The 12,012-nt window shown below is 59.8% G+C and carries 10 protein-coding genes and 1 tRNA gene; 5 read left to right on the top strand and 6 right to left on the bottom strand.

The window, feature by feature from the left end; translation table 11 throughout:
* Position 1: 1 nt before the first annotated feature.
* Together NSND_RS12975 and NSND_RS12970 are read right to left on the bottom strand one after the other, a co-directional pair.
* On the bottom strand, positions 2-529 hold the full coding sequence (locus NSND_RS12975) for an NADH-quinone oxidoreductase subunit B (protein WP_013246844.1): 528 nt from the start codon (positions 527-529) through the stop codon (positions 2-4).
* A complete protein-coding gene (locus NSND_RS12970; RefSeq protein ID WP_080879401.1) occupies positions 520-903 on the bottom strand; it encodes an NADH-quinone oxidoreductase subunit A in 384 nt (127 codons plus the stop codon). Before NSND_RS12970 ends, NSND_RS12975 begins: the two co-directional genes overlap by 10 nt.
* 568 nt (positions 904-1,471) lie before the next feature.
* On the opposite strand from NSND_RS12970, the gene NSND_RS12965 reads away from it, so the two are divergent.
* The gene (locus tag NSND_RS12965) at positions 1,472-3,028 is read left to right on the top strand and encodes an OmpA family protein (RefSeq protein WP_080879400.1); all 1,557 of its coding nucleotides are present in this window, start codon (positions 1,472-1,474) and stop codon (positions 3,026-3,028) included.
* A 165-nt stretch (positions 3,029-3,193) separates the two neighbouring features.
* Positions 3,194-5,569 carry a replication restart helicase PriA gene (gene priA / locus NSND_RS12960; protein WP_080879399.1) on the top strand — a complete coding sequence of 792 codons (2,376 nt, stop codon included), beginning with the start codon at positions 3,194-3,196 and terminating at the stop codon, positions 5,567-5,569.
* Between the two features lie 6 nt (positions 5,570-5,575).
* On the opposite strand, the gene NSND_RS12955 is transcribed toward priA, so the two are convergent.
* From NSND_RS12955 to NSND_RS12940, 4 genes are all read right to left on the bottom strand, one after another.
* Positions 5,576-6,013: a hypothetical protein gene (locus NSND_RS12955; protein ID WP_080879398.1), complete on the bottom strand. Its 438-nt coding sequence runs from the start codon at positions 6,011-6,013 to the stop codon at positions 5,576-5,578.
* 125 nt (positions 6,014-6,138) lie between these two features.
* Positions 6,139-6,510: a response regulator gene (locus NSND_RS12950; RefSeq protein ID WP_013246849.1), complete on the bottom strand. Its 372-nt coding sequence runs from the start codon at positions 6,508-6,510 to the stop codon at positions 6,139-6,141.
* 108 nt (positions 6,511-6,618) lie between these two features.
* Positions 6,619-8,217 (bottom strand): PAS domain-containing sensor histidine kinase, encoded by a 1,599-nt coding sequence (locus NSND_RS12945; protein ID WP_080879397.1) that lies wholly within the window; start codon positions 8,215-8,217, stop codon positions 6,619-6,621.
* A 439-nt stretch (positions 8,218-8,656) separates the two neighbouring features.
* A tRNA-Leu gene (locus tag NSND_RS12940) sits at positions 8,657-8,740 on the bottom strand.
* 224 nt (positions 8,741-8,964) lie between these two features.
* Between NSND_RS12940 and NSND_RS12935 the strand changes: the two genes are divergently transcribed.
* The 3 genes from NSND_RS12935 to NSND_RS12925 all read left to right on the top strand — a co-directional run bounded on the left by NSND_RS12935 (position 8,965) and on the right by NSND_RS12925 (position 11,952).
* Positions 8,965-9,660, top strand: a complete 696-nt coding sequence (locus NSND_RS12935; protein WP_080879396.1) for an HAD family hydrolase — start codon at positions 8,965-8,967, stop codon at positions 9,658-9,660.
* A gap of 51 nt (positions 9,661-9,711) precedes the next feature.
* Positions 9,712-10,350, top strand: coding sequence for a 7-carboxy-7-deazaguanine synthase QueE (gene queE, locus NSND_RS12930; RefSeq protein WP_080879395.1), 639 nt, complete (start codon positions 9,712-9,714; stop codon positions 10,348-10,350).
* Between the two features lie 81 nt (positions 10,351-10,431).
* On the top strand, positions 10,432-11,952 hold the full coding sequence (locus tag NSND_RS12925; protein WP_080879394.1) for a leucyl aminopeptidase: 1,521 nt from the start codon (positions 10,432-10,434) through the stop codon (positions 11,950-11,952).
* Positions 11,953-12,012: the final 60 nt, after the last annotated feature.

Genomic DNA, 12,012 nt, shown 5'->3' with positions numbered 1-12,012 from the left:
GTCAGACCTTCAGGGCGTCTTTCACTTCTTTCGGCTGCGCGAGGAACACACGCTTTTGCATGATGCGCTCTTGCAGTTTCAGAATGCCATCGAATAAGGCCTCCGGAGTCGGGGGGCACCCCGGCACATAAATATCGACCGGCACAAATCGATCCACTCCCTGCACCACGCTGTAGCTGTCGTAAATGTTTCCGGATGTTGCGCACGATCCCATGGCAATCACGTACTTCGGTTCCGGCATCTGGTCGTAAATCTTGCGAATAACCGGGGCCATGCGGCGGCAGACGGTTCCGGCCACGATCATGAGGTCGGACTGGCGGGGGGAGGCCCGAAAGACCCCGGCACCATATCGATCCATGTCGTAACGGGACGAGACGGCGGCGATCATTTCAATGGCGCAGCAAGCCAGTCCGAAGGTCATCGGCCACAAGGACCCTTTCCGGGCCCAATTCACGGCTTTTTCCACCGTGAGAGTAATGACATCGGGAGTCCCGTCTTTATCGTGGCCTCCCAGCTGAATCAATCCCATTCCAAAGCTCCTTTTCGCCACGCGTAGACATAGGCGACGAGGAAAAGTCCGATGAAGATCAGCATCTCTACAAGCCCAATCAGGCCGATCTTGTTGAAAACAATAGCCCAGGGATACAGAAAGATGACTTCCACATCGAAAATGACAAACAGCATGGCAAAGATGTAGTAGCGAACTGGGAACGGCATCCGGGCATCGGAAAACGGTTCAGATCCGCACTCATAAGTGGAGAGTTTTTCCGGTTCCGGGTACTTCGGCTGGACGAAGTAGCTGATGAGCAATGTGCCCGCGCCGAACGCCAGTGCGACGAACACAAACATCAGGATCGGAAAATATCGACTTAGGTACTCTAAGAGGAGCTCGGAACCGGCCATTGGCTCGAACCTTAACGGGTTTGAGGGCTTATAGGGCTAATTAGGAGGTCGGAATCTTAGCCCCTGCCTATTTTTAATAGCAAGCGCACAAAGGACCTAGGCCTCTAGTCCCGAAAGTCCTAGAAACTGAATACTGTCCAGCAGTTAGGTGCCACAGCGGATTGTGGCTATGAGCCGGGGAGACTTGCGTTCTTCTTGGGAAGTGTCGGCGATGTGTCGGGGGTGGCTTGGCTATTCGAGGATCCCGTCCTCATCTTGTCGGCCGGGGTTCTTAGCGCACTCGGCGGGGATCCGACGCTGATATCCCATTCTGAAGCCATGGGCGTGGCGGTTCGAACCTTCAATCTGCGGGGCATTTGAGTGTTGATGCGCCGCTTCTCTGTTCCCACGCCATACCTCGCTATTCAGACGCCCTGCTATCGATGCCTGCCGAATCGTCACTCCGGTGCGAGGCTTACGATAGCACCCGTGGAGACCTGAAGCAAACCGTCCAGCGCCGTCCCGTTTCTTGACAAGCCCCTGCTCTTTGCTAAGGTTGCTACAGATAACCCTCCTAGGTGTGATCAATATGAGGACATTACCCATGCGCGCCAGCCTGATCATCCTGTCTTGCAGTCTCGCAGCTGTGACGGCCATCCCTGTTCATGCTCAGAACGCTCAAAGTGTTCGCCTGGGGGAAGCCGCCCTCACGTATGCCGCCGGCTCGATTCGACAGGAGATGCCGATTGACGGGGTTATCAATGTGATTACCGGGGACAACCAACTCTCCGGGAACCGGATGATGTTGGGCTGGTCCGGGACCGATACCCTCTATCTCAAATTGAAGAATCCGGGTGATGCGGCGCTCGGTGACCTTTACACCGTGTACCGGCGCTCGCGCAAAGTGTTTCACCCCATGACCAAGCAGTACATGGGCTATATCATCAATAGAGTGGGGGTGGTGAAAGTCATTCAGATAGACGCGGCACTGGTTGGCGTCCAGGTTGTTCGGTCCTATGGTCCCCTCTCCCCTGGCGATCCGGTCATGCGGTTTACACCGCCTTCAGCAGAAGAAGTCGTTGAGACCGCCTCGGAGCATGCCGAGATCGAAGCCATGATTGTTGAACTGCAGGCCGATAAACATATGTCGCTCGTGTCGCAGGGAAACCTGGTCTATCTCGACAAGGGACAAGACGAAGGCCTCCGTTCCGGCGAATATCTGGAAGTCTTCCGTACCGGCGGTGGGCTTCCTGAGCGGAAAATCGGGGAAGTGAAGATTCTTTCTACCGAGCCCCACACAGCTACCGCGGTGTTGTCCAAGGCCACAGCCCGTGCGCTGATCGGCGACCGCGTTCGCTCCAAACACGCTTCGCCTGTTGAGGTCATGCAATATGAGAACGGGGACTCGGATGTTCCGGCTGCGACGGTCCAACCGGTGATGAACGTCAGGACGGACAGCGCTGTCGCGATGCCGAGCGAGTCCCATTCGATGAGCAAACCCAGGGTCGAGCGCGCTCATGGAAGCACCAGGATCAATCTTGATGATCTGGCAGATCAGTTGGAATATGAATCCGGTGAGGTGAAAGTGAAACCTGCCGGCGTACCCATTCTGGAACAACTGGCGGAGTATTTGAGGACTGCTGCGGTCTCTCAGCAGGTGCGCGTGGAAGGTCACTCCGACAATATGGAGATAGGGCCGTCGCTCAAAGGAGTATTCCCAACCAATTGGGAGTTGTCCAAGGCCCGTGCCGCCGAGATCGTGCGGTATCTGATCGAGAAGGGCGGCATGGATTCGGCGAAGTTGTCTGCCGTGGGGTATGGAGCGAGCCGTCCTGTCGCCAGCAATGGGAGCGAGGAGGGCCGCAAAAAAAACCGCCGTATCGAGGTTGTGCTCGATTCGCCGGAGGAGGGCACCCAGGCCCAGTCCGCGAAGGCGCCGCTGAGTGAGAGCGATCCGATCCCTGCGCAGTTTACGTATAACCAACTGGACGCGGCACCGGCATCCACCGCAGTCGTGCCACCCGCTTCAGCCACCCAGGCAGGATCGGCGTCGGTGGATGCACCGATCGCTCCCGCTCCCTCGGATGTCGCAGTGCCGGTTTCGCCTGTCGGCGGTGAGACGGCCTCGCCCCCGCCCGGTTCGTAATGAGTGACGGGCGACGGGTCTCTTCCGAGGAGGCCCGTCGCCACAGGTGTGTTGATCCTCGCTCCTGGCAGATAGCCCCCCCCCGCTTCCACTACGGCGTCCCGTCAGCCCCCTTCTCGCAAGGACCGTGATTGTTGCTCTCATCCGGTGTTGTTAGAATGCCGCATGTTCGATCACCGTTCGTTTGCAACTCCACCGGTGGCTCCTGCGCTTCCCCCTAGGTATGCCGATGTGGTGCTGCCGCGCCGCCTTCACCGGCCCTTTACCTATCTGATCCCGTCTTCACTCAAGGGGCAGGTCGCAATCGGGCAATCAGTGATCGTGCCGTTTGGGTCCCAGGACCTTCACGGTCTCGTCACGGCGGTGTATGACCGCCTTCCGCTCGGCGCTCCCGAGCAGGGGCTGAAAGCCGTCCGCTGCCTTGCCCCAGCGTCTCCAGACCACCTGCTCACCTCCAGTCAAATCGATCTCAGCCGGTGGGTGGCCGACCGGTATGCCGCACCGTGGGGGCAATGCATCAAGCTTGTGGCGCCTTTTGTCGATCAGGTCGATCGGCGGCCATCACGGTATCGGCCGACCGCGCAGGGCACGGACAATTCGTCGTTACCTGAGGGCTTGGGAGAAGTGGAAACTCAGGTGCTCTCGCGCCTTCGTCGTCGTCCCAAGGGCATTACAGAGGGTACCCTGGCACAGGGTGACAAGTCCCGTGTCATGCGCGCGGTGCAGATCCTGATTCGAAGAGGGCTCGTGGTGCGCTGCGATGACGCGGTTGTCCCGAGGGCGGCTCGAGCAAAAAAACCCCCTTCTCCGGGGGCGGAGCAGGCGGTTTTCGCGAGATTGACAGTTGATGACTTGCCGCCGCCACTGGATGCGGCAGCGTGGCCTGATACCGTTGGCCGGGCGCTTTTGCAGGACGCATACGGCTCGTTCCTGATTCAAGGGGCTCGGGCCACCAGACTCTGGTGTCTTGTGCAGGCAGCTCGGGCCGCTATCCGTCGTGGGCGGCGTGTGTTGGTCGTCACGGGTGACGTCGAGAATGCCGGTCGATTGGCCGAAGCCCTGGCGGCAGCGGGAGAACGGCCGTTGCTCCTACACAGTGGTCTTTCGGCAAGGGAACGCGCAGCAGTGTGGCAATCGGCACAGGATTCGTCGGCCACGATCCTGGTCGGCACCCGAATGGCGGTGTTCGCGCCCATCGATCGATTGGGATTGGTGTGGGTGGAAGGTGAGGACGATGCGTCCCTTAAGGAGGAGCAATCGCCCCGGTACCATGCGCGGGAGGTGGCACGGCGGCGGGCCTTCTGCAATCGAGCCCTGTTGGTGCTGGCCTCGAGCCATCCGTCGCTTGAGAGTTGGTCGGCGGTTCAGCACGGGGAGATGACCGCCTGTGTCTACCGAGATCCGTCAGGTTTTCCGAGGGTGCAGGTCATCGATTTGAGGGAATACTCCAGGGAGACCCCGGCGGGAACCTTGCTATCGCCGCCGCTCTATGAGGGCATTCAGGAAGCCCTGCGGCAGAACGCGCTGGCGATTCTCTATCTGAACCGCAAAGGATTTGCGAGTGTCTTGCATTGCGGGGACTGTGGCGCGATGCCGCAGTGCGATGCATGTAGCGTTGCATTGACGTTTTTCCGGCGCAGCAATCATGTGCGGTGCCACTACTGCGGGCGAACGAAACCCGTGCCGGATCATTGCACTCGGTGCCAATCGCTCAAGTTGGAGCCGGTTGGCTCAGGTACGGAGCGTATCGAAGAGGCCGTACGGCGGAAGTTCCCTCTGGCGCGGGTGGGTCGTGTGGATGGTGAGACGATTCGCCGACCTGCTGATGCACGGGCGTTCAGTCGGCTGCTTGCCGCCGGTGAATTGGACATCGTGATCGGCACGCAGATGTTATTCCGGTTTGGCCTTCAGGCACGCGCGGCGTTTGTCGGGGTTCCGGATGCGGATGCCGGTCTTCACGTGCCGGACTTTCGCTCGGCGGAACGGATGTACCATGGCCTGATGGATGCCGTGGAGTTAGCTCTGCCCGCTCATGCCGGAGGCGCGGTGATGATCCAGACCCGGTTAACGGATCATCATGCGATTATGGCGGTGGCCGCTGGTGACGATTCCGTGTTTCTTCAACAGGAGCAGGCTTTTCGGCAGATGCTTCAGTACCCGCCCTTGACGTCGCTTGTGAGGTTGGATGTGTCCGGGACGCTGGAACCGGTGGTCGCCCAAGCCGCCGGTCGCTGGGCGGCGTTGCTACGGGCTGAGGTGGTGAGCGCCGGAAATCGGGGGACCAATGCCGGCGACGGTTCGCCTCTGCCGCAGCGTTCCACTGGTTTCGGTGGAGAGACGAGCAGCATCGTTATCCTGGGACCGTCTCCGGCACCACATGCCATGGCGCGAGGTCGCTATTGTTGGCAGATTCTGGTCAAGTCTCTGTCTCTTGAGGTAGGCAAAGAAATAGTCGTGCGGACCCGTGAAGTGCTCGATCGGGAATCACGACGAGGTGGACTCCGGTTCGATATCGATGTCGATCCGGTTGCCATGGCGTGACGAGAGTCAGCGCCTGGCCCGTTTCTTCTTGCTCCGTGCCGGGACCGGCCCGTTTCCGGGCGGTGGTGCCGGCGGGGCGTTCTGTTCGCGTATACGCTTGAATAGTCCAAACGCGAAGGTGATCCAGAACACCGATGTGAACAGTCCGAACAGCACGGCGTTCAGAATCGTTTCCATCTGCTCCTCGGTCGGCTGACTTCCCCCCATCCTCATTCGAATCATGGTCACAATCGGCCAGGTCATGCTTTCGATCCCGAGCCCCAGGGTGGTCCAGGCCCAGACGGCCGCGATGCTGCGTCCCTGCCACCAGAGAAAGGCAGTCGATGCAGTGGCGACGAGCAGGGCCCAAGTGGTCGCAGCCTGCTCCCACATGACGAAAACCCCGATTGCGACGACGATGCCGCCGAATACCGCGTGTAGCTGCGGAGTCCACCACGTCTTCATGATCACATCTTTCTTGTATGTATGAAGGGGATCGGAAAGCGGGCGCTAGTGTGCGGATCGATGTGCCGGAAGTCAATGTGACAGTGGGGCGGTATGACGAACGGACTAGATGAGGGAGGCGTCGGTCAGCCGGCGATCTCGGCTTGAACCGCATCCAGGAGCTGCTGCATCTCGAAGGGTTTCTGGAGCGTGCGGCGCGCGCCCAGCATACGGGCCACATCGAGGAAGTTTAAGATGCCGATCATGTCGCTTCCGCCGGTGATCGCCATAATCCTGGCCTCGGGAAATTCACGACGGAGCGTCAAAATACTCTCAAGGCCGTCCTGGTCCGGCATCAGGATATCCATGATCACGAGATCAGCCGGGGATTGGCGATAGTGGGACAGCCCTGCTTTGCCGTCGGCCGCTTCGCGGACATGATAGCCTGCCTGTTCCAGCGTGCTGCGAATCAGTCGGCGAATCGCTTCTTCATCATCCACGATCAGGACCGAGGGCATAACATTCCTCACAGGAGTATTCGTGTTCGAGTGTTTGGGTATTGTGTTGCGGCTCTCAGGAGACGGCCGGTGGCGGCTTTTCGACACCGTTTAACTACTACAGTGAATTTACCGCTCTTTGTCATGCTCGGCAAGAAATTCCTTCGCTTCCGTGAGGGGTGCGGCGCGCTCGCGGCTCGGTTCCTGAGCCACTGTCTGAGGGGGCTGAAGCATTGCGGGCAGATAGACCTCGATGGTGGTGCCCTGGCCGGCTGTGCTGGTGGCGCGGAGTGTTCCGCCATGCTCGCTCACGATTCGCTGTAACTCCGCGAGCCCCGCTCCCGCTTTGCTTCCCGTCGAGGGGGGTGCGAAAAGTGGATACATGTTGGGCGTCCGGATGTCAGCGGGAATGCCGTCACCGGTATCCGAGATCATGAGGCGCACATACTGACCTGGTGGGAGCGGAAGGTCGTGACCGGTCATCGAAGCGTCAAGACCCATATTGTCGAGGCGGACCTCCAAGACCCCGCCGCTGATCGTCATGGCCTGTTGAGACCGTGCCAGCAGGTTCAGGCAAAGTTCATGGATCTGGGTTGGGTCGGCCAGCACGGGGTTGGTTGCGCCGGGAATCCATTCGCGGAGGCTGATGGACTCCGGCAGTTTCATCTTCAGGACTCGCAGTGTTTCTTTGAGGAGGATATCCAGGGAGAGCGGCTGTTTCGCGCCGTCCGCCTGTCGACCGACCATGAGCATTTGTGTGACGAGATCACGAGCCCGTTTCGACGCGAGGACTACCTGCTGGATGTGGCCATGGACGCGACTGTCCGGCACGAGTGACGGCAGCGCCAAGTCCGAGAACCCCATGATGGCGGTCAGGCAATTGTTAAATTCATGGGCGATGCCGCCGGCCAGCGTCGCCACGGTCGCCATTTTTTTTGCCCGATGCAGTTGCCCGGCGATGACCTTCCGTTCGGTGATATCGGTGCCCAGAATTTGGACGGCTGGATGTCCATCGAACATGACCGGGGCTGCTGTCAATTCGACATCAATGACCGTTCCATCGGGTCGTACCAATTGTCGCTCGACTGAGGGGCTGGGCGCGGCTTCTGCCAAGGGGAGGTCGTGGAGAAACTCTTTCGGGAAGAAATCCCACAGCGGGCGGCCCTCGATGGGGTGTGCGGTCGCGAGTCCGAAAAGCCGGGCGCCGGCTTCATTGATGAACAGGATGGCAGAGTCCGCATGGACGAGGATTGCATGGGGCGACTGTTGCGCCAGCGTCCGATAGCGCTCCTCGCTTGCGTGCAGGGCGTCCAGTGCCAGTTGTCTGGGGGTAATGTCGCGCACGATGCCGACGTAACCGCCGGAGGGTTCTCCGCCGCTGCGCAATGGGAAGGCTTCCGCCATGACCCAGCGCAGCGAGCCGTCCGGCCGCCGGAAGCGAAACTCACGTGAAAAGCTGCGCTCGGCGTTGGTGGCTCCAGACCATTCGCTGCAGATTGGGTCATGGTCTTCGGGTGCCAGCGCATTGCGCCAGCATTCCCCTGGCGTCGGTACGACGGGAAGTCCGGCGATGCGGCGCAGCCGCTCATTCAGGTACAGCGTGCGGCCTTCGGGGTCCGACAGAAAGATGCCGATGGATGCTTGACCGGACAGGGTTCGGACAAGGGCCTCAACGGTGCTGAAATCTCCCGGCGGCGGGAGGGCCGTTGTCACGTCTTGCGCGGTCACAGGTGCCTCCTTCGTCTGCTATGAGCGGGCTGCATCCTTAGTGGACGTTCCCTCACCATGCGTGGATGCGAGAGGGGTGGCGGGACTGCTTCGGCGGAACGTTCATTTGGTATGAAGTGTCGCACTCACCATCCAGTGAATAGGCTTGCACGCCGCACATCATAGCACCAAGCCGGAGTAGGCGGTTAGAGATGATTGACAATTGGGAATGTAATTAGGCCCTAGTGGAATAGGGCCGTTTATCTGTAGCAGAGGAGTCATTGCAGAGCCGTCGATCCTGGCTGGTGGCTGCACAATGAGCCGGATGGTGCAGGTGCTCGTGTCGGGTGCACCCTGCCGGAGAGAAGAAGCGCCTGAAGAAAGATGGTGCTGAAACGAACGTGCCGTATTTGCGGCGAGTCGCTGATGGGCGGTGAGTTCGTCGAACGACTGTTGAGTTTGGTGCCGAAGGCGGGACTTGAACCCGCACGGCTTGCGCCACACGCCCCTCAAACGTGCGTGTCTGCCATTCCACCACTTCGGCAACCGAGAGTCTCTCCGTCGAAACATGAAGCGAGGTACACACAAGCTAGACGGCGGTGAAACGCGCATTCTTGCTACGCCGGTGCCAGGCCTCAGAGGAAGCGCATTATAGAAGTGGTCCAAAATGCTTGTCAATCAACTAGTTGTCCAGTAGAATTCACGCGTGCTGTGCGGACCTGTCGCAGATTCTTCCTTATCACAGCGATCAGCAGGCCAACAATCGAGATGACGCCTCTCTCACTCTCACATATTTCGGGCACCAGCCGGCAGACTGACATTGCCGCGTTGTTTGATGTCGACAATACCTTGCTCCCGGGGCAGGCGAGCGAAGTCCGTTTTTTTCGCTTTCTCTGGAAGCGGGGTCTTGTCGGGTGGCGCGAGCTGCGGGATAGTGTTGGCTGGGTGCTTCGCAATGCGCCTCCGGTGTCATTGCACCCCCTGCGGGAACGGAAGCTTTATCTGGCCGGGAAGGCTGCGGCAGAGGTTGAGTCACTGGCTGAGGAGTTCTGTCGTGCCGAGCTGTTTCCACGTCTCTCGGCGCAGGGGCTCGCTCGGATGGACGAACATCGTCGGGCGGGGCACCATATCGTGCTGGTGACCGGATCCCTCGACTTCCTCATTGCTCCGTTGGCCACCTTGCTGGAGGTCCCCACCCTGCTGGCCGCGAAACTGGAACGGCAACAGCGTCGTTTTACAGGCCAGGTCTGTGTCCCCCTTCCTTATGGCCCCGGCAAGCGCGCCTTGATCGCCCGGTTGACACAGGAATCACGCATTGATCTGACGCAGTCGTTTGCCTATGGCGATAGTCCCGGCGATGTTGAGTTGCTGGAAATGGTGGGGCATCCATTGGTTGTGAATCCGATTCGCGGAATGGATCGCATTGCGCGACGCAATGGATGGCCTGTGACGAGATGGAGATAAGTCCCCCGATTCATCCATCAGTGCGATGCTGAGCCGCTGAGTCAATCGGCGATGGTCAAGATTACCGAAATTTTCCACAGCATCCAGGGCGAGTCTACCTATGCCGGCCGTCCCTGCGTATTCGTCCGGTTGACCGGGTGTCCGCTCCGGTGCACTTGGTGCGACACGGCCTATGCCTTCTACGGCGGTCGGGATATGACGATCGACGACATCGTCAATCAGGTCCGCGCCTTCAATTGTGATCTTGTGGAAGTGACCGGGGGGGAACCGTTGAGCCAGACGGAGTCGCTGCCCTTGCTGAGTCGCCTGTGTGACGAGGGGTTCGAGGTGCTGGTGGAAACCAGCGGGGCCATCGATACGGCCGGTGTCGATCGGTGCGTCCATGTGATTCTTGATGTGAAATGTCCCGGGAGTGGGATGACGGATCGAATGTATTGGCCGAACCTCGATCGGCTCGCACCTCACGATGAAGTGAAATTTGTGATCAAGGATCGATCTGACTATGAATGGGCGCGGGACGTGCTCCATCGTTACGATCTTCCGGCGCGGTGCACGGTGCTCATGAGTCCGGTGTTCGGCGAAGTGGAGGTGCGGCATCTGGCGGAGTGGATACTGGCCGATAAGTTGCCGGTGCGGTTCCAGCTCCAAATGCACAAATACATTTGGGCGCCGGATATGCGCGGCGTTTGAGAGGGGTGTGATTCTTAAGGACGGGGCAGTCTGTGAGCGGCTGATGATGAACGCTGAACGGCAAGAACCAGGGGAGGATTGATGAAGAAGATCCAAGTTCACGCACAGGTTGGACGGGCAGAAAACGAGGCGGCCGAGGTTCTGGTGTTGCTCCATTGCGAGGGTGGCTCTGATCTCACGCAGGAGGCTGCCGCCATCGATGCTCAACTCGGGGGACAGCTTGCCGCTTTGATTCAGCGCGGAGAATTCGAAGGGAAGCTCGGCGAAGGGTTGCTGGTCCATACCCAGGGCAAGGCCAGAGCAAAACGGCTGTTGTTGGCTGGATTGGGTAAGGAAAAAGATCTCCGTGTGGATGCGTTCCGCCAGGCGCTTGGTATTGCGATCAAACGTGTCCGTCAGGCGAAAGTGACCTCCTTCGCCGTCGTGTTGCCGGCCGCCATTCTGGAGGAGATTCCGGTCCAGGATGTGGCGCAGGCCATGGCGGAGGGCGCCATTCTCGGTAACTATCAATTCACCGCCTATCGTAGCCCCAATGGAAGCAAGCCGATCGACGTCGAACGGTTGACGATCTACACGTCGCAAGCCTCGCTGCTCCCCCAAATGACCGAGGGCATCCGGCGCGGTGTGGCGACTGCTGAAGCGACGGTGCTGGTTCGCGACCTGTGCAACCATCCGGCCAACGTGATGACGCCGACGCGCATCGTACGTGAGGCCAAGGCGGTGGCCAAAGAATCCGGTGTGCGTCTGAAGGTGCTCGAACAGAAGGACATGGAGCAGCTTGGCATGGGTGCCCTACTGGGTGTGGCGCGTGGCAGCCACGAACCGCCGAAGTTCATCATCCTGGAATACAAGGGCGCCAAAGCGAAGAAGGGCGATCCTCCGGTGGTGCTGGTGGGAAAGACCATCACCTTTGACACCGGCGGCATTTCGCTGAAGCCGGCCGAGAACATGGAACATATGAAGGCGGATATGACGGGCGGCGCCGAAGTCCTGGCGACGATGCGGGCTGCCGCGCGGCTCAAGCTTCCGCTCCACCTCGTCAGCATTCTGCCCGTAGCCGAAAATATGCCGGGCGGGCGCGCGATGCGGCCGGGCGATATCGTGACGACGCTGTCCGGAAAAACGGTTGAGGTTCAGAACACCGATGCCGAAGGCCGACTGATCCTCTCCGATGCGTTGGCCTATGCCACCCGGTACAAACCGGCGGTGTTGATCGATATTGCGACCCTGACCGGCGCCTGCGTGGTGGCGCTCGGCCAATTTGCCATCGGGATGTTCGGCAACAACGATCAGTTGAAAGAACATGTCCGGAACGCCGGCCAGCGCGCCGGCGAGCGCGTGTGGGAGATGCCGTTGTGGGAGGAGTATTTCGAGCAACTGCGCAGCGATGTGGCGGATATGCGGAATATCGGCGGCCGGGGCGGAGGGATGATCACCGCCGCCTTGTTCCTGAGCAAGTTTGTCGGCGATTGCCCATGGATCCATTTGGACATTGCGAGCACCGACTGGAGCGAACGTGAGCGAGCGTATCTGCCGAAGGGTCCGACCGGGATCGGCACACGCCTCCTCATTCAGTTCCTCCTGGACCGCACGTTGCCGTAGGACCTGCCTTCGGTACGTGAACGCAACGGGGGATCTGCCTGCTTCTCACCAGATCGTCGG

It is taken from the genome of Nitrospira sp. ND1 (genome assembly GCF_900170025.1).
In the GTDB taxonomy this organism is placed as follows: Bacteria; Nitrospirota; Nitrospiria; order Nitrospirales; family Nitrospiraceae; genus Nitrospira_A.
The sequence above is the reverse complement of the archived record's forward strand: the minus strand, read 5'-3'. Positions and strand labels throughout refer to the sequence as shown.